The sequence below is a fragment of the Shewanella oncorhynchi genome (assembly GCF_012584455.1).
GTDB classification, from domain to species: Bacteria; Pseudomonadota; Gammaproteobacteria; order Enterobacterales; family Shewanellaceae; genus Shewanella; species Shewanella oncorhynchi.
The window spans coordinates 146,630-164,908 of the sequence record NZ_JABAEB010000008.1 but is presented as its reverse complement, the minus strand read 5'-3'; the positions used below and the strand labels follow the sequence as shown (position 1 = coordinate 164,908).

Annotated in this window: 13 protein-coding genes; 9 read left to right on the top strand and 4 right to left on the bottom strand. The window is 47.8% G+C overall.

The window, feature by feature from the left end; all coding sequences use genetic code 11:
- The first annotated feature begins 10 nt into the window (after positions 1–10).
- Positions 11–475, top strand: a complete 465-nt coding sequence (locus HGO26_RS14360; protein ID WP_425596661.1) for a 2-thiouracil desulfurase family protein — start codon at positions 11–13, stop codon at positions 473–475.
- 17 nt (positions 476–492) lie between these two features.
- Here HGO26_RS14360 and HGO26_RS14355 read toward each other — a convergent pair whose 3' ends face one another.
- From HGO26_RS14355 to HGO26_RS14345, 3 genes are all read right to left on the bottom strand, one after another.
- The gene (locus HGO26_RS14355; protein WP_168825984.1) at positions 493–1,437 is read right to left on the bottom strand and encodes a 1-acylglycerol-3-phosphate O-acyltransferase, YihG family; all 945 of its coding nucleotides are present in this window, start codon (positions 1,435–1,437) and stop codon (positions 493–495) included.
- 13 nt (positions 1,438–1,450) lie between these two features.
- On the bottom strand, positions 1,451–2,347 hold the full coding sequence (locus tag HGO26_RS14350) for a 1-acylglycerol-3-phosphate O-acyltransferase, YihG family (protein ID WP_105250476.1): 897 nt from the start codon (positions 2,345–2,347) through the stop codon (positions 1,451–1,453).
- A 112-nt stretch (positions 2,348–2,459) separates the two neighbouring features.
- Positions 2,460–3,986 (bottom strand): YifB family Mg chelatase-like AAA ATPase, encoded by a 1,527-nt coding sequence (locus HGO26_RS14345; protein ID WP_168825982.1) that lies wholly within the window; start codon positions 3,984–3,986, stop codon positions 2,460–2,462.
- Positions 3,987–4,204: 218 nt separating this feature from the next.
- On the opposite strand from HGO26_RS14345, the gene HGO26_RS14340 reads away from it, so the two are divergent.
- The 4 genes from HGO26_RS14340 (at position 4,205) to paeA (ending at position 10,973) form a co-directional block, all read left to right on the top strand.
- Positions 4,205–5,350 (top strand): DUF1963 domain-containing protein, encoded by a 1,146-nt coding sequence (locus HGO26_RS14340; RefSeq protein WP_168825980.1) that lies wholly within the window; start codon positions 4,205–4,207, stop codon positions 5,348–5,350.
- Positions 5,351–6,042: 692 nt separating this feature from the next.
- Positions 6,043–7,071 carry an ABC transporter substrate-binding protein gene (locus HGO26_RS14335; RefSeq protein WP_168825978.1) on the top strand — a complete coding sequence of 343 codons (1,029 nt, stop codon included), beginning with the start codon at positions 6,043–6,045 and terminating at the stop codon, positions 7,069–7,071.
- A 45-nt stretch (positions 7,072–7,116) separates the two neighbouring features.
- Positions 7,117–8,901, top strand: coding sequence for a GGDEF domain-containing protein (locus HGO26_RS14330; RefSeq protein ID WP_105253010.1), 1,785 nt, complete (start codon positions 7,117–7,119; stop codon positions 8,899–8,901).
- 755 nt (positions 8,902–9,656) lie between these two features.
- Positions 9,657–10,973: a polyamine export protein PaeA gene (gene paeA, locus HGO26_RS14325; protein WP_105250472.1), complete on the top strand. Its 1,317-nt coding sequence runs from the start codon at positions 9,657–9,659 to the stop codon at positions 10,971–10,973.
- A 196-nt stretch (positions 10,974–11,169) separates the two neighbouring features.
- Here the strand turns inward: paeA and ilvY are convergent, their stop codons facing one another.
- Positions 11,170–12,042: an HTH-type transcriptional activator IlvY gene (gene ilvY / locus HGO26_RS14320; RefSeq protein ID WP_105250471.1), complete on the bottom strand. Its 873-nt coding sequence runs from the start codon at positions 12,040–12,042 to the stop codon at positions 11,170–11,172.
- Between the two features lie 237 nt (positions 12,043–12,279).
- Here ilvY and ilvC point away from each other — a divergent pair, with 237 nt between their 5' ends.
- The 4 genes from ilvC (at position 12,280) to ilvD (ending at position 18,277) form a co-directional block, all read left to right on the top strand.
- A complete protein-coding gene (gene ilvC / locus HGO26_RS14315) occupies positions 12,280–13,758 on the top strand; it encodes a ketol-acid reductoisomerase (RefSeq protein WP_105250470.1) in 1,479 nt (492 codons plus the stop codon).
- 674 nt (positions 13,759–14,432) lie between these two features.
- Complete coding sequence (ilvG, locus tag HGO26_RS14310; RefSeq protein WP_168825976.1) at positions 14,433–16,106, top strand: acetolactate synthase 2 catalytic subunit; 1,674 nt, start codon at positions 14,433–14,435, stop codon at positions 16,104–16,106.
- On the top strand, positions 16,103–16,360 hold the full coding sequence (gene ilvM, locus HGO26_RS14305) for an acetolactate synthase 2 small subunit (protein WP_006083459.1): 258 nt from the start codon (positions 16,103–16,105) through the stop codon (positions 16,358–16,360). Before ilvG ends, ilvM begins: the two co-directional genes overlap by 4 nt.
- Positions 16,361–16,417: 57 nt before the next feature.
- Positions 16,418–18,277, top strand: coding sequence for a dihydroxy-acid dehydratase (ilvD, locus tag HGO26_RS14300; RefSeq protein ID WP_168825974.1), 1,860 nt, complete (start codon positions 16,418–16,420; stop codon positions 18,275–18,277).
- Positions 18,278–18,279: the final 2 nt, after the last annotated feature.

Below are 18,279 nucleotides of genomic sequence, written 5' to 3'. Positions count from 1 at the left end.
GGGGATGACAGTGGAAAAAGTGTTAGTGAGCAGTTGTTTACTCGGACAAGCGGTGCGCTACGACGGTGGCCATAACTTGATGGAGAGCGAGCTGGTGCAAACGTGGCTCGAGCAAGGGCGGATTGTGGCGATTTGTCCCGAATGTGCAGGCGGTTTGCCAACACCTAGACCGCCAGCGGAGCGGGTTGGGCAGCGTATCTTAACCGCTCAGGGTGAGGATGTGACCCACGCTTTTAGTCTGGGAGCCGATCTCGCCCTTAAGCTGGCGCAGCAAGAAGGCATTAAAGTGGCGATCCTAAAAGCCCGCAGTCCATCCTGTGGTAATAAGCAGATTTACGATGGTCAATTTGCGAAGCAATTAATCGCGGGACAGGGATTAACGGCTGAAAAACTCAGCGCCGCAGGGATAACCGTATTCAATGAATTTGAGTTATCCGCTGCAGCGGCATTGGTTGCCGAACTAGAGCAAAGTTAGAAAAGAACTGAGCAGATCTAGCTCGCTTGAGTGTGATTGGGGCTGGTGGCCTTATTGTTCACACTTTGATGTGTTTGGAGTAAAGCATGAATTTGTTGATCTTTTTCCGCCCACACTTGGTTTAACCAGCGTTGGAATTCGACGCGGTACTCAGACTCAGAGAAATAACGTGCCGCATCGACCTGGGGCACGGGCAGGGCGTTAATTCGCACAATAATCTTACTGACCTTACCATTCATTACCCCAAACAGAATATCTTCAGGCGCATCTGGGTAGACGATTGTCATATCCAGCAGGTTAGTAAATTGTTCGCCCATGGCTGATAAGGTAAAGGCGATACCACCCGCTTTAGGACGTAACAAATGTTGATAAGGCGAGTTTTGGCGCTGATGTTTATCTTGGGTAAAACGGCTGCCTTCAACATAGTTAATGATTGAGGTGGGCATATTGCTAAACTTGGCACAGGCGCGGCGTGTGGTCGCTAAATCTTTGCCCTTAAGCTTTGGATTCTTTTTAAGTTTTGCTGGGCTGGTTCTATTCATAAATGGCATATCCAGCGCCCAACATCCTAGGCCCATGATGGGCACATAGGCGAGTTCTTTTTTGAGGAAGAACTTCAGCATAGGGATGTGGTTACGTAGCACGTAAGTTTGCGCGGCGATATCGAATCCACTGAGGTGGTTGCTGATCAGTAAATACCAGCTGTTTTTATCGAGTCCTTCGAGCCCTTTGACATCCCACTCAATTTTAGCAATCAAATACAAAATGCCACCGTTGCAGCAGGCCCAAGCCCACATAAAACGGTTCATGACCGTAGTCACCGCATTGCGCGCACCTTGTGCTGGCATCACAAGTTTCACTAATCCGCCAATGCTGATAAGCGAGCCCCAAACGGCGGTATTAATGATCAGCAAGCTTAAGCTCAGAATAAACAATACTGAACCAGGCAGGAAATTCAACATAGTGGCGTTACCTTTATTCTTTATTCGCTTGGCTAGCGAGTTGGCTTAACACTTGATCCTTAGTGAGCCAGAGTTGATTCAGTTGTTCTTGGAAGCCAATTTTAAAATCGCGGTCATTCATATAATCGCCGCGCATTGCAGGATCAATATCGGAGACCTTGATGTGTACTTTAACGCTTGGCAACTTACCTGTCAGGTAGTCCCAATAGCTCGGTACTGCGTCTGGGTAGTAAATGGAGACATCGACTAGCTTGTGGATCTGTTCACCCATGGCTGATAGCGCGAAGGCCATTCCGCCCGCTTTAGGTTTTAGCAAATGTTGGAACTGTGAGTTTTGTTTTTGATGCTTAGCCTTGCTGAAGCGCGTGCCTTCGACAAAGTTCATCACACTCACAGGCTTAGCCTTAAACTTAGCACAGGCTTTACGTGTAATTTCAATGTCTTTGCCCTTTAACTTAGGGTTCTTACGCAACTGTGCTGTGCTATAACGACGCATAAAAGGAAAATCGAGTGCCCACCAAGCTAGGCCTAATACGGGCACAAAAATCAGCTCTTGCTTGAGGAAAAACTTTAAGAAAGGGATTTTTCGGTTAAAAATCCGCTGCAGGATCAGGATATCGACCCAAGACTGGTGGTTGGCAATCACCATATACCACTCTTTAGTGGAAAAGTCGGTGTCACCACTCAGTTCTATTTTAACGGGATGCAAGCAACGCTCAATCACGCCATTGACGCTGATCCAAGCGCTGGCACAAAAGTCGAGCACATGACTAGTCGCAGTCCTTAATGGACTGATAGGTATCAGTTTTATAAAACTGATTAACACGATTGGGATAGTCCAAAAGACGGTATTTATAACGTAACCTAAAAATGCAATACAGCCTTTTATCTGTGAAAACAGCATTCCCATCCGAGCCCCCTGACAAAAATTGGAGGCCTATGTTACTCGGTGTAGGCGTTTGGCTCAATCTTAGGCACTGCTGGTCGGTGCATTTGTTCATCTTCACTGTAAAGCTGCTGACTCAATATTGCTGGGATAGTCGTGCTAGCAACCTATCCATAGCACGATAACCCAGTGCTTGGGCAAGATGACGGCGTTCGGTGTTAGGTGCTTGTTCAAGATCGGCGATAGTGCGGGCGACTCTTTGTATACGATGAAAACTGCGAACCGAAAGGCCAAGCTTCACCACGCTTTGCTCCAAAAATATTAAATCAGCATCACTGAGTCCGCTGAAGCGTTTCAATTGTTTCCCTGTAAGTTCGCTATTGAGCACACCAGCACGGGCGAGTTGTAGCTCACGTGCTAGCTTAACTCGTTTGGCTATATCTTGGCTGGTTTCTGTCTGCGGCGCGGCTTGAGTCAAGGTGCTCGCGGGAAGTTTGGGCACTTCTATGGTCAAGTCGAAACGATCGAGAAACGGACCTGAAAGCCGCGCAAGGTAACGTTGGATTTGTTCAGGGCTGGATCTATGATGGCTATCCAAGTCGCCACTAGGGCTAGGATTCATCGCTGCGATTAATTGGAATCGACTCAAAAATTTCAGTTTAGCGGCGGCGCGGGAAATCACCACTTCGCCGGTTTCCATCGGTTCGCGCAGGCAATCTAAGACTTTACGCGGAAATTCAGCCACTTCATCCAAGAATAATACACCGCGATGGGCGAGGGAGATCTCCCCAGGTTTTGGGATACTGCCACCGCCCACGAGGGAAATTGAAGAACTCGTGTGGTGCGGTGCCCTAAATGGTCGCTGTAAAAAATGCTGCGGTTTAATGTCGAGTCCTGCAACGGAATGAATTGCCGCCACTTCTAACGCTTCCTCATAATTGAGCGCGGGCAATAGCGCCATCATGCGGCTGGCAAGCATGGTCTTGCCAGTACCCGGCGGGCCTAGCATCAAGAGGTTGTGGTTACCCGCAGCGGCAATTTCGAGTGCTTGCTTGGCCTGATATTGGCCAATCACATCGCTCAGGCAAGTATGGGACTCGGGTGTCTCTTGGCTTACCCATTCTAACTGTGGCGCCAGTGTTGGTAGTTGGTTTTGCCCTTGTAAATACGCGGCTAGACTTTGCAGATGCGAGCCAAACAACACATTGGGATAGCCGACTAGCTCTGCATCATGGCGGTTATCTAGCGGTAAGACCAAGGTATGGTCTTGGCGCTTCGCAGCGATAATCGCGGGCAATAACCCTTGGCAGTAACGTATGTGCCCTGACAGTGCCAGCTCGCCGACAAACTCGATATTTTTTAAACTGTTAATGGGAATCTGTTCCGAAGCGGCCAATATGCCCACGGCGATGGGTAAGTCGTAGCGGCCACCTTGTTTAGGTAAATCAGCTGGCGCGAGATTGACTGTTATCCGCCGCATTGGAAACTCGAATCCCGCATTGATCAAGGCACTGCGTACTCGCTCACGGGCTTCTTTTACCGAAGCTTCGGGTAAGCCTACAAGATTAAATGCTGGTAAGCCGTTGCTGAGATGCACTTCAACTGTGACTTGAGGAGCTTCGACTCCACAACTGGCTCGGGTATTGACACAGGCTATCGCCATAAACAAATCCTTTTGTTAATTTTTTTGCGCTGAATTTGAGTGTAGCAGTAATTAATGGGAGGGGTTTCCTATCGCCTAGGTCGTTGCCCTTCTCATTAGCAAGCCGTTGACTCCGGCTTTGCTAATCGTGTGATAGGTTTAGCAATTTGCCTTATTTGAAGGTGGCAAATAGTTGATAGAAATGATAAAAAAACAAATATTGGAGTCGTGAGGTAAATATGGATATGTTGTTAGCAGAAAATTCCCCCATTCGTCAGCAGCTGCTAGAGCAAAAGTTGGCGCAGTTTAAAGACCCGCATCTTGCCCATACGCTTTCGGCATTTATTCGAAGTAGTGTCGATCTCTATCCCTGTGCAATCGAAGACTATGCCCAGTTAGGTAATAGCCGACTGGGTGGATTGCCGGATTTGCCTGTTGGCATGGATTATCCGGTGACGTTGGTCGGAAGGGAGGAGATGTTGGATGGCTATGTTGAGAGCTTTGGCCATACCCGCGAGTTTATTAATGAGCATTGGCGGGAGGACTGGCAGGACGATTGGGAGACTGATGAGGAGCATAATTGGGATTGGGACGAGGCGGCGCAAGCCTTCCGTGTGCCCATGCAATTTATCGCACAGCTCAACTGCAGCGACCTGAAGGCGTTTCAATCTTATTTGCCTCGAGAAGGGCGATTGTTGTTCTTTTTGGAGCGCTGGCGATTCTCGGAAATGCTTCGCGGCCATGTCTATTATGTCGCAGAGGATCAGCAACTGAACTCTGGAAAAGCGATTGCCGAACCTAAGTTCGACGATGCGGTATGTGCAAACTATGAGTATGAAGAGGCTTATCAACTTCAGGGAATTGCCAGCATTAAGATGATAGCCCCTGACATGATTAATAGTGACAACCCGCATTTAGTAAAGTTAGCCAAGGCACGTTTACAAGCGCTACCAGAACCGCAACAAGCTATGGTGCTGGAGGCCCTAGCGGTTGTGGATGATGAATTGGCACCAGAGTGGCAAGATCAGCTCAAGGGCTATGAGCTGATACAATTGAATGAGCAGGGGTTTATCCCTGGTCAGATTCTCACTCAATCGCAATGGGCTAATACCGACTGGCAGTCATCCAACTTGCAGGTATTGCTGGTCCCCGAGCAGCCGCTGCCCTATTACGATGGGATAGCCTGCATTAATGGCCATGGTGATAGCCGCTATAAAGCACCCGAACTCCGCGCCGCAGCTGAATTAGGCGGCAATGCCGAAGATTATCTAGTACTGTTCAAAGTCGTCTACAGTGAGCATTCTATGCAATTGAATTTTATTATTCACCGGGACGATTTAGCGTTAGGAGAATTCGATCGCATTTACTGCATATATGATTATTAGTTCATTGAAAGGTTGGCTACTGCCAACCTTTTTGTTTGGCGATGCGGGCTACACAGCAATTGGAGTACACCGAGACGATTGAAGGTGTATGTTGCGACGGATTAGAAGAAGAGTCGCAAGCACAATTTAGTGCCTTTGAATGAATATGAGTTATAAAGGATTGATTCTGGGAGAAATGATTACGACTGAATAGATTAAGTGATTGATAGTTATATTTAATTATTTAAATCAGTTAATAGAGTTTAGTCAACCTATGCGATTATATGAGGGCATCGATGAGCAGTCTCATTTGGTTTACCCTCCACTGAAAATCATGGTCCCCTCCCCACGACCTTGATTCAATTTGACCGCTAGGCTGCATTAACGTCTGAGTTCTAACTTGTATTCCTTTTAAGTCCCCGTCATTTTCTCCGTGGTTAGGTCGCAAGACTGACCATAAGGCCGCTACTTACATCCCCATAAACATTCTGCTACTGAGCCACTCGAACCCCATATACCGACAGGGTGTTGGAATAAATAGTCAGCATATAAAGTATACTTTGTATCATTTTGTGGTTTAATCGAAACATCTGCTGCCGATTTTAGCAACATTTTGGGCGGCGATGCGGTAACAAGGTTGTGAATCGATAATAATAAAGTGACCTCTTGTGAAGGATGACATTTGAGGGAACATGGTCGAGGAGAACTCGCCTATGCGTTCGTGGATGTTAGCGTGTGTGTTTATCTGTACTGCGGGTTTTGGTGGGGCAGCATGGGCAAAACTCGATGTGGTTTTTTTTAATCCTGGGGCTGTCGATGACAGTTTTTGGGGAGATGTCGACCAATTGATGTTGGCGGCATCGACGACACTCGATATTAAACTCGATATCATTCATTCCGATCGCAATCACTTCAAGATGATCACTCAACTCGATGAGTTGTTAGCTTCTGCAAAGGCGTTACCTAATTACGTTATTCTGGTTAATGAAAAACAATCCGCGATAAAAATGCTACAGGCGCTTTATCCTCACCCTGTCTATGTGCAATTGATTTTAAATGATATTTCCCCTGGCGAGCGTGATGCCTTGCTGCAAGATCCCCATTGGCAAGAATATCTGTTACCCGCCATTATTCCCGATAATTACGCTATTGGTTCGGCGACCGCTAAGGCCTTAATGGACGATTTAGAAGGAAAGGCGGCTAAAGTTCTGTTGATTTCGGGCGATAAATCGACGCCTGCTTCAGTGCTACGAACCCAAGGCGCCAGTGACTATTTCTTTATGCAGTCCAATGCCACTCTGACTCAAACGGTTTATGGCCAATGGAGTGAGGCTGTGGCTTATGGGCAAGCGTTAACCCTGCTGAATCGTTATCCTGATCTGAATGTGATTTGGACCGCCAGTGATCGTATGGCGATTGGGGTGCTTAAGGCATTGAAGGAAAAAGGTTTGGTGTCTGGTAAAGATGTATTTGTTGGTACGATCAATACTTCACCTGAGATTTTACAGCTTTGTCGCCAGCACTCTGTGAGTGTTATTGGTGGCGGGCATTTTTTGGTTGGCGCTTTAGGTTTGGTCGAATTGCAATATTATCAGCAGCATAAAAAATATCTCCCCTATGACAATGTTGCTTTGTTCGGTGTTTTGCAACCAGATTCGGCATTTTATCAAATGTTAGTTGCTCGAGATTGGCCACAGATTTTCCAGTCTCAGATTTTGAATAAGTTGCCCCTCAAGGTGTAATAACAGGTGTACATGAAGCATCATAATCATTCTATTAGCCACAAGATGACGCTGATTATTATTGGGGTGAGCTCGTTTTTTGCTGTGTTAACTATGCTGGTACAGTTGATTTGGAACTATCAGGATAGTATCGATAATGCGACTTCGGATATCCGCGAGTATTCAGAATCTATTTTGCCAAGCGTGGCGAAGTCACTGTGGGACGTCGACCGTAGCTTGTTATCGGATTTGCTCTCTGGACTGGGGATGATGCCATTAGTGTCGAGTGTACATTTAGACAGTATCGATGGCGTCACTATGCATCTGGGTAAACCTTTGTTAACCGATGACGAGTCGCAAACTCTATTTCACTATCCTGTGACCTATCAAGAGCAGTCGATAGCGACTTTGACCGTAGGGTTAGATACCAATCGGCTTTACTACGAGCTGTGGCGGCAGTTGATTTTTATCGTGCTCGGTAATGGGTTAAAGACCCTATTGATGATTTATTTGATTTTGACCTTAGTGCGACTCATGGTGACAGATAGATTGTCGGCACTGGAAGATTTCACTAATAAAATCAATCTTAACTCGTTAAAAAAGTTATCTGTGCCCGAGACTGTAACCGCAAGACCCGATGAAATAGCCCATGTGGCATTGTCACTTAAGGGTATGTATCAAAGGATACGTAATGATTTAGCCATCAATAAACGTCAGCAACGTGCACTGCAACAACAGCAGCATTTATTGTCTGACTTAGTCAAAGAACGAACTAAAGAATTAGATTGGCAGTCGCAGTCGAATCAATTGTTGGCTGAGATTTCGTTGCAATTTTTGAGCATAGATACCTGCAATGTGGATAAAACCTTAACTGAGGTATGCCACAAAATAGGTCAGTTATTTGATGTTGAAAGGGTGAGTCTTCTCGAATTCAATCAGCAGCATGCCTATTACCGCAGCTTTTGGACCAGTGACTTACACGCAAATAAGGTCCAAGTGATTTCGGTAGATAATATTGCTCAACTGGCTAAAAAATTCGAGACGGAATCGACCTTAGTGATTGAGGATCTTGAGGCGTTAAAGGCTTTTTCACCACAGGAATATGAGGTAATGAAATCCGTGGGGATATGTTCGATTGCCGCCTTTGCGATTAAAAATGCTGGGGAGTTATTGGGATTGCTCTCGCTGTCGACTGTGTCGCGGCCATTAAATTGGAACGCCCAGAAAAAGAATATGCTGACCCAATTCGCCTCCGCATTGAACGAGTTACTGCTACGCGAACAGAAAGAGCGTCAGATGATAGTGCTACAACAAGCGCTGGTTGCCGCGAATAGCCAATTAAAGGTGATGGCTGAAACCGATGAGTTAACTGGCTTAGCTAATAGACGACCCTTTACCGAAAGATTAGCTACTGTGCTACAAGCTAACACTCCAGCGGGATTGTTAATGTTAGATATCGATTATTTCAAATCCTACAACGACACTTATGGTCATCTTGAAGGCGATACTGTGCTTAAACGGGTGGCTGATGCCTTAGCACAGTGCGATATCCTGCCGCACAATGCTCTATTGGCTCGCATTGGTGGTGAAGAGTTTGCTTTGGTCGTCGAGCAGGTCACGCCAGCACAGTTAACGGCTATTGCTACGCAACTGTGTTATCTCGTTGAGCAACTCAATATTCCCCATCAAGTATCTCCCTTGGCTGTGGTGACGATCAGTATTGGCAGCGTGTTTTTGCCATTAGATAAGATCTCTGGGTTTAAGATGGCCGACGTATTACGCCGCGCCGATGTTTGCCTCTATCGCGCTAAGGATAAAGGTCGCAATAGAGTCGAGGTTGAAGTGATTTAATGGGAGCCGGTTGAAGGTGATGTTACTCTTTCGCCAAGATATCCCAACACGTTGCTGGATTGGCTACTGAGCTTCAAGAGTCTAGGCGCTATGCTGCAAAATTGGAGACATATTCGGTTAGCATCACCACGCCACAGACGTCCTCAATCATGCTAACTAATTGATAACATTTATGTGAAACACAGCTGTAGATAAGTCGCTAAGATAAAAATTACTCAAGGTGAGGTAATATTAGGCGGCAGATGAGATATAATCTGTCGCCTATTGTCGATTTAGCGATGCACTCTGAGTGACATCCATGCTGCCATTCTGGACGTATTTTACGTAACGCAACTAAGCAAAGCCACGACTGCATAGTCAATTCTATTGGTTTAAATGTACGTTCTAGCAGCTCAATATCAAAGCCACCGCGCTCGGATGTCTAATGCCATCGAGTCGAGCAAAATAATTAAATGCTGTATATTCAGTCGCTTCGACATAAAACATTACTTAAATGATGCAAGTGCATTAGCGCTATGCGTGGGCTGCGAGAGCGGAGTCACGCATAACTCGTGAATTTGCAGATATACTGAGTGCACCCTAAGGATTGTCATCTAAGCGCTCATTCATCTTTGGGGTGAAAGTGGTCAATACAATCTTGTTGTGCAGCGACCAGACAAAGCAAACTTTGCTCAAATACAATGAATTCAACTGACTCGCGAGCAATAAAGCGCGAGTTGGTCCTAGTTAGTCCAGTGTTAAATGAAAGGTGTTACATGAGTCTCTTTGATAACGTGATGATTATATTGTGTCTAATCGGCGCGAGTTGTTTTTTCTCTATGTCAGAAATTGCACTTGCCGCTTCACGTAAAATTCGTTTACGTCAGTTAGCCGATGAGGGCGATGCACGAGCAGAAAAAGTGCTGCAGTTACAAGCTGTTCCCGGTAGCTTTTTTACGGTAGTACAAATTGGTCTTAATGCCGTTGCCATCATGGGCGGTATTGTGGGTGAGTCGGCATTTCGGCCTTACTTCTATCAGTTGCTTTCCCCTTTAGTTGCCGAGCCTTGGCTGAGCCAATTGAGCTTTGTTTTATCCTTCATAACGGTAACCAGCGCCTTTATTTTAGTCGCCGATTTAATGCCAAAACGCATTGCCATGGCGATGCCTGAGCCTGTCGCTTTAGCTGTTGTCGGGCCTATGTCTTTCTGTATTGTACTATTACGCCCATTAGTATGGTTTTTCAATGGCATGGCGAGTGGTATCTTTAAACTGCTGCAGATCCCAACTGTGCGTAACGATGCTATCACCTCCGACGACATTTATGCCGTCATGAATGCCGGTGCCGAAGCTGGGGTGCTAGATCGCGGTGAGCAACAGATGATGGAAAATGTGTTTGAAATGCAAACCGTTTCTGTGACTTCGGCCATGACGGCCCGTGAAAGCTTAGTGTACTTTTTACTGCAAGACAGTGAAGAAGATATCAAGCGTAAAATTTCTGAAGATCCCCATACTAAGTTCCTCGTCTGCGATGGTCAGTTGGATATGATCAAAGGCTTCGTGGATGCGAAAGAATTGCTGATCCGTGTGATCAACGGTGAGAATATCATCTTAAAAGGCAGTAACTTAATCCATACTTCGCTGATCATTCCCGATACGCTGAGCCTGTCAGAAGCGATGGAATACTTTAAAAATAGTCGCGCCGATTTTGCCGTGGTAATGAACGAATACGCCTTAGTGGTGGGGATTGTGACAACTAACGATCTACAGCGCGCCGTAATGGGGGCTTGGTCATTGCACGAGAGCGAAGAGCAGATCATCGCCCGTGATAGCAACTCTTGGTTAGTCGACGGTGTGACGCCTATTACCGACGTAATGCGCGCCTTTGGTATTGAGGAGTTTCCGCATAATCAGAACTACGAAACCATTGCTGGTTTTATGATGTATATGCTGCGTAAAATCCCTAAGCGTACGGATTTCGTGAACTATGCGGGCTATAAATTTGAGGTGGTCGATATCGATTCGTACAAGGTCGATCAGCTATTGGTGACCCGTATCGATCCTATTGATAAGCTCAACTCGCCGGATGTGTAATCCTGTCATCTTGTGTTGATTGCCTTGCGATAGAAATCTTGTGGCAATAGTTCGTTAGCACCAATTTGATAACAACTGTTCGATAGTGAAGCGGTTCTCTTTCAGCTAAGTTTTTAGCTTTTTGAGAGCCGTTTCGGTTTTCTATCTCGTTGAAACTATTCACTCGCACTTTTATTTTTTGTATTACTTTCCCCGTTTAAATCACATCCAAAAACGCATTAACGATGGGATCATCAAGCCGTTTCACTTTGCAGCAGCAACCTAACTCGAACGGTGGAATCGCCACCGGCGACGAGAGCAGCTGAATACGGTCCCGCACAGGGCTGTTATTGATCACCACTTCGGGGCTCATGCTCACGCCACAACCTAACGCTACCATAGAGGCGATCGCTTCCTGTCCCGAGACTTGGGCGTAAATATTAGGGCTGATGCCCATTTGTTTGAACCAGTTATCGGCGCGGCGCCGTCCTGGGCCGTGATCTGGGATGATAAAGGGTACGCTCGACCAATCGATGGGCGTTTGACTCACTTGTTGCTGTACTGCACAGCGGATCGTCGGTGCGATAATCGACAGTGGCACATCGTCGATTTTGGCAAAATGTAAGCTGCTGGGGAAAGGATCGGGCAGGGCGGCGATGGCGATATCGGCGCGATTCTGCTGCACTTCTGCTAGCGCGTTGGCTGCATCTCCCGTGGTTAAGGCGATTTCGACGAAGGGATGCTCTTGGCGGAATAGATCCAATAAACCCGGTAAATGACTGTAGGCAGCAGTGACCGAGCAATATAGATTTAACCGACCGCGCAGTACGTCCTGCTTGAGATCGATACTGTGCTTGAGTGTGCTCCAATGGTTCAAGGTCTGCTCGGCGAATCGCTTAAACTCGTGTCCCGCGTGGGTTAAGGTCACGCTGCGATTATCCCGCTCTAACAACTTAGCGTTTACTTCCTCTTCTAATCTTTGCAGGGCTCGGCTTAAGGTTGATGGGCTCACATGCATCTGCTCCGCCGTCTTGGCGAAGTGCAAACTGTCACATAAGTGCAGGTACAATTTGAGGGTACGAATATCCATAACTTATCCTGTTTAGCCTGAGCCTGAGCCTGAGTGCTGCATATTGCCGCCGATGTTGCTGCCAGTGTTACTGAGCGTTATTGCGGCTGACGTTGCGCATAATGCAATATGAAGTTCCGAATATATCATTTTAAGCAATGATAAGCATGGGTTATAGTGATTTCAATCACAACCAAGTCGTAACATTATGTTAGTTTGGTTGCGTCCAAAATTTCTGACTTATAGGTGGTATATCAGATGGCTAACTATTTTAACTCTCTGAATTTACGTCAACAATTAGCACAGCTTGGCCAATGTCGTTTCATGGATCGTTCTGAGTTTAGCGACGGCTGTAACTACATCAAAGATTGGAATATTGTTATTTTAGGTTGTGGTGCTCAAGGTCTTAACCAAGGCTTGAACATGCGTGACTCGGGTCTGAATATCTCTTTTGCCCTGCGTCCTGAAGCGATTGAACAGAAACGTGCCTCATGGCAAAAAGCAACCGATAACGGTTTCCGTGTCGGTACCTTTGAAGAATTAATCCCTGCGGCGGATCTGGTGCTTAACCTGACGCCGGACAAACAGCATTCAAACGTGGTTAACGCGGTTATGCCACTGATGAAGCAAGGCTCTACCTTGTCTTACTCGCACGGCTTCAACATCGTTGAAGAGGGTATGCAAGTTCGTTCTGATATCACTGTGGTGATGGTTGCGCCTAAGTGCCCAGGTACTGAAGTGCGTGAAGAATACAAACGTGGTTTTGGTGTGCCTACCCTTATCGCGGTTCACCCAGAAAACGATCCAAACGGTGATGGCTTAGAGATTGCTAAAGCCTACGCTAGCGCAACGGGTGGAGACAGAGCCGGTGTTTTACTGTCGTCTTTCATTGCAGAAGTGAAATCGGATCTGATGGGCGAACAGACCATTCTGTGCGGTATGTTGCAGACGGGGGCCATCTTAGGTTACGAGAAAATGATCGCCGATGGCGTTGAGCCAGGCTATGCGGCCAAGCTTATCCAGCAAGGTTGGGAAACGGTCACTGAAGCGCTGAAACACGGCGGCATCACTAACATGATGGACCGTTTGTCTAATCCAGCCAAGATTAAAGCATTTGAAATTGCAGAAGATTTAAAAGAAATTCTGCAACCATTATTTGAAAAGCACATGGATGACATCATCAGCGGCGAATTCTCACGCACTATGATGGAAGACTGGGCAAACGATGATGCGAACTTACTGCGTTGGAGAGCCGAAACTGGCGAAACAGGTTTCGAAAATGCGCCCGTATCGAGCGAGCATATCGACGAACAAACCTATTTCGACAAAGGTATTTTCCTTGTCGCTATGATCAAAGCGGGTGTGGAACTGGCGTTCGACACTATGGTATCTGCAGGTATTGTGGAAGAGTCGGCTTATTACGAGTCACTGCACGAAACCCCACTTATCGCTAACACGATTGCTCGTAAGCGTTTGTACGAAATGAACGTAGTGATTTCAGACACAGCCGAATACGGTTGCTACCTGTTCAATCACGCCGCCGTACCTATGCTGCGCGACTACGTTAATGCCATGTCATCTGAGTATTTAGGTGCTGGCCTGAAAGACTGCGCAACCGGTGTCGACAACCTAACGCTCATCGCTGTTAACGAAGCGATTCGTGAAACGGCAGTGGAATATGTTGGCGCTGAGCTTCGCGGTTACATGACAGATATGAAGAGCATTGTTGAGGCTTAAGTGATAGTTAGTTAAGCCTAGCATTGGGGGAGAGGGTTGAGACTCAAAGGACTTGGGTCTCAGCTCAGTTCCCAAGCAAGCTCAAGATAGTGAAACGCGCATCTTGAGCTTGCTTAGTGATAAATCAGTTAGTGAGAAACAAATTTTTTCCTGTTCAGTGGGTTGTCGAGCGGGCAAAAACGACACAGTTAGTGAGTCTATCGTTCAGTAGGTGAATCGCGCCGACTGAGGCTCAACAGTTAACGTTTTACTTTGTTGTTTTGCATTGTCTCGGCAGGGAAGCTGAATTTTTTTGACAAAAGATATTTTTTATTGTGTTTGGCCGTTGCTTTATGGTAAAGCTAATAGCTCGCGCTAGGGCAAAGCCCAAAGCGATACTAACTTTCATGCAATATCCCAATTTTAGAAACACCGATTAGGAATCCATATTGATGTTTAACCAAGCTGCCAAGCTCATTCTCGTGATTATTACCGTCGTGATTATTAAATCACAGCGGGGGCGGCGCATGGCGAACTGATATACCTAAAAGGTTAAAAGTTTCGAAAGAACCCCCCGCTCCGAAAGGACCGGGGGGTTCTTCGTTTCAGGGCCTAGAGTAAGGTTCTAAGCTTCGAAAGAGTAAAAAATTAGCGTCGATTTTCGGCAATTCAGGACTAACGTAGCGAGAGAGAATATGGAACCAGGGCAGATGATCAGAGGTGCAGACGCGGTAATCAAAGTGTTAGCAGCACATGGAGTCACCACAGTGTTTGGTTACCCAGGTGGTGCCATTATGCCAATATACGATGCCCTCTATGGAAGCCCTGTTGAACATCTCTTAAGCCGTCACGAACAAGGCGCCGCCTTTGCCGCCGTAGGATACGCAAGAGCCAGCGGTAAAACCGGCGTGTGCTTCGCGACCTCAGGCCCAGGCGCGACTAACCTGATCACTTCCTTAGCCGACGCGCTGTTAGATTCAGTGCCTATCGTGGCCATCACAGGCCAAGTCTCCACCGCCGTTATCGGCACCGACGCCTTTCAAGAAATCGACGTGCTGGGCATGTCACTGAGCTGCACTAAGCACAGTTTTATGGTGACAAACATCAACGATCTTATCCCAACCTTGTATCAAGCTTTTGAGATCGCCGCATCCGGCCGCCCTGGTCCTGTGTTGGTCGATATCCCGAAGGATATCCAACTCGCTCACCTCGAATACCGTACACCTTTGCTGGCCGTCATGAACGAACCCCAAGCCGAGATGAGTGATATCGAGGCTGCCCGTGCGCTGTTGGCAGAAGCGAAACAACCTATGTTGTATGTCGGTGGCGGTGTGGGCATGGCGGGCGCGGTCGATCAACTGCGTGAGTTTATCAAAGTAACGGGTATACCTTCGGTCGCGACCTTGAAAGGGCTTGGCAGTATCGCCCACGGCACGCCAGGTTACTTAGGCATGTTAGGCATGCATGGTGGCAAAGCGGCTAACTTAGCGGTACAGGATTGTGATTTGCTGATCGTGGTTGGCGCCCGTTTCGACGACAGAGTCACCGGCCGTTTAGCGAGCTTTGCCGACAAGGCCAAAGTGATCCATTTAGACATAGACGCCGCTGAGCTGGGCAAGTTACGTATGCCAGAGGTGGCAATCGCCGGTGACTTACGCCAAATCCTCCCCGCCTTAGCCATGTCGATGAACATTACGCCTTGGCAGGCTGAGGTGGAGCATTTATCCCGTAAGCATCAATGGGATTATCAACACCCCGGCAGTTTGATCTATGCGCCTGCGCTGCTGCGCCGTTTAGCCAATAAATTACCCGAAGACAATGTTGTTTGTTGCGATGTGGGCCAGCACCAAATGTGGGTGGCCCAGCATATGTGGTTCCGCCGTCCAGAAGATCACCTGTCCAGCGCTGGCTTAGGCACTATGGGCTTTGGCTTACCCGCCGCCATTGGTGCGCAAGTGGCGCGTCCCGATGCGACTGTGGTGACTGTCTCTGGTGATGGTTCTTTTATGATGAATGTGCAGGAGCTGACCACCATCAAACGCCGTAAGTTGCCGGTGAAGATAGTGCTGATCGACAATCAAAAACTCGGCATGGTGAAGCAGTGGCAACAGCTATTCTTTGAAGAGCGTTACAGCGAAACGGATTTATCTGATAACCCAGATTTTGTGTTATTGGCCTCCGCCTTTGATATCCCCGGCCGGACGATTTTTTCTTCCGACGAAGTGGAAGAAGCCTTAACCGAAATGTTAGCGGCTAAGGGCCCGTATTTGTTACACGTTGCAATCGACGATGCTTTTAACGTTTGGCCACTGGTGCCCCCCGGCGCATCAAACAGCGATATGATGGACGAAATGGAGAAACAAACATGATCCACTCTCTGGAATTAACGGTTCAACAACGCCCCGAAGTGCTTGAGCGTGTTTTGCGCGTGACTCGCCATCGAGGCTTTACGATTACCCAAATGCAGATGCGTATGAATGACGATGCGAGCCTGTCGCTGGATATGGAGGTCGATAGCGAACGTGCCATCGAACTGTTAAGTAATCAGTTGAATAAACTGATTGATGTGACCCAGTGTAAGGTATTGTTACCGCTGAGCTTGCAACAAACGGCGAATGCTTAAGCATTCGCCATGTGAATTAAGAATACGATTTTCGATTTGAGATAAAGGATACAGTCAATGCCAAAGTTACGATCAGCTACCAGTACCGAAGGCCGCAATATGGCGGGTGCCCGTGCGCTATGGCGCGCCACAGGGGTGAAAGACAATGATTTTGGTAAGCCAATTATCGCCATTGCTAACTCCTTTACTCAGTTTGTACCGGGTCATGTGCACTTAAAAGACATGGGGTCACTGGTGGCGAGCGCCATCGAAGAAGCGGGCGGTATCGCCAAAGAATTCAATACGATCGCCGTCGATGACGGTATCGCCATGGGCCACGGCGGTATGCTCTATAGTCTGCCATCACGTGAGCTTATCGCCGACAGTGTGGAATACATGGTTAACGCCCACTGCGCCGATGCTTTAGTCTGTATCTCCAACTGCGACAAGATCACCCCCGGCATGTTGATGGCGGCGCTGCGCCTCAATATTCCTGTGGTATTCGTGTCTGGCGGACCGATGGAAGCAGGCAAGACTAAGTTGTCGGATAAACTCATCAAGCTCGACTTAGTCGATGCCATGATAGCCGGCGCCGATTCGAACGTGAGCGATGAAGACAGTGCCAAAATTGAGCGTAGCGCGTGCCCAACCTGCGGCTCTTGCTCTGGCATGTTTACCGCTAACTCAATGAACTGTTTAACCGAAGCCCTAGGGTTATCGCTGCCGGGTAACGGTTCTATGCTGGCAACCCACGCCGATCGTCGCGAGCTGTTTTTGGAAGCGGGTCGCCGGGTGATGGCGCTGGCAAAACGTTATTATCATCAAGATGATGAATCGGCATTGCCACGCAATATCGCCAACTTTAAAGCCTTCGAAAATGCCATGACCTTAGATATCGCCATGGGCGGTTCATCTAACACTGTATTGCATTTATTGGCCGCCGCGCAGGAAGCTGATGTTGATTTTACCATGGCGGATATCGACCGCATGTCGCGCTTGGTGCCGCACCTTTGTAAGGTTGCGCCATCGACGCCTAAATATCATATGGAAGACGTGCACCGTGCGGGCGGCGTGATGGGGATTTTAGGTGAGCTAGACAGAGCCGGATTACTGCATACCGATGTGTTCCATGTGGCGGCCGATGAAGGTGGCAATTTGAAGTCTGTATTGGCGAAATACGATGTGATGCAGACGCAAGATGAAAAAGTAAAACATTTCTTTATGGCGGGACCTGCGGGCATTCCGACCACTAAAGCCTTTAGCCAAGATTGTCGCTGGCCGTCACTGGATAACGACAGGCAAGAAGGTTGTATCCGTAGCCGTGAATTTGCCTTCAGCCAAGAAGGTGGCCTTGCCGTATTGTCGGGTAATGTGGCCGAGAACGGCTGTATCGTTAAAACGGCGGGCGTGGATGAATCTAATCTGACCTTCATCGGCTCTGCTCGCGTCTATGAAAGCCAAGATGATGCCGTGGCGGGCATTTTAGGCGGCGAAGTGGTGGCGGGTGACGTGGTGGTTATCCGTTACGAAGGCCCTAAAGGTGGCCCAGGTATGCAAGAAATGTTGTACCCAACCAGTTACTTAAAATCACGCGGGCTAGGTAAGGTCTGTGCGCTGATCACCGACGGTCGTTTCTCCGGTGGCACTTCAGGTTTATCGATTGGCCACGTCTCACCCGAAGCGGCAGCTGGCGGCACTATCGCCTTGATTGAAAATGGCGATCGCATCGAAATTGATATACCCAAGCGCAGCATCAAGCTGGCAGTAAGCGATGTTGAACTCAATGCTCGCCGCGAAAAAATGCACAGTCTTGGCCCAATGGCGTGGAAACCTATTGGTCGCCAGCGTTATGTGTCACTCGCACTTAAGGCCTACGCCATGCTCGCCACCAGTGCCGACAAGGGCGCGGTGCGCGATCGCAGTAAACTGGAGGACTAATT

Bases quoted from the DNA above. Each gene is read 5' to 3' on its own strand.
- HGO26_RS14355 (WP_168825984.1), bottom strand. From the start codon at position 1,437: ATGTTGAATTTCCTGCCTGGTTCAGTATTGTTTATTCTGAGCTTAAGC.
- ilvY (WP_105250471.1), bottom strand. From the start codon at position 12,042: ATGGATATTCGTACCCTCAAATTGTACCTGCACTTATGTGACAGTTTG.
- HGO26_RS14340 (WP_168825980.1), top strand. From the start codon at position 4,205: ATGGATATGTTGTTAGCAGAAAATTCCCCCATTCGTCAGCAGCTGCTA.
- HGO26_RS14330 (WP_105253010.1), top strand. From the start codon at position 7,117: ATGACGCTGATTATTATTGGGGTGAGCTCGTTTTTTGCTGTGTTAACT.
- ilvM (WP_006083459.1), top strand. From the start codon at position 16,103: ATGATCCACTCTCTGGAATTAACGGTTCAACAACGCCCCGAAGTGCTT.
- ilvC (WP_105250470.1), top strand. From the start codon at position 12,280: ATGGCTAACTATTTTAACTCTCTGAATTTACGTCAACAATTAGCACAG.
- HGO26_RS14345 (WP_168825982.1), bottom strand. From the start codon at position 3,986: ATGGCGATAGCCTGTGTCAATACCCGAGCCAGTTGTGGAGTCGAAGCT.
- HGO26_RS14335 (WP_168825978.1), top strand. From the start codon at position 6,043: ATGCGTTCGTGGATGTTAGCGTGTGTGTTTATCTGTACTGCGGGTTTT.
- HGO26_RS14350 (WP_105250476.1), bottom strand. From the start codon at position 2,347: ATGGGAATGCTGTTTTCACAGATAAAAGGCTGTATTGCATTTTTAGGT.
- ilvD (WP_168825974.1), top strand. From the start codon at position 16,418: ATGCCAAAGTTACGATCAGCTACCAGTACCGAAGGCCGCAATATGGCG.
- ilvG (WP_168825976.1), top strand. From the start codon at position 14,433: ATGGAACCAGGGCAGATGATCAGAGGTGCAGACGCGGTAATCAAAGTG.
- paeA (WP_105250472.1), top strand. From the start codon at position 9,657: ATGAGTCTCTTTGATAACGTGATGATTATATTGTGTCTAATCGGCGCG.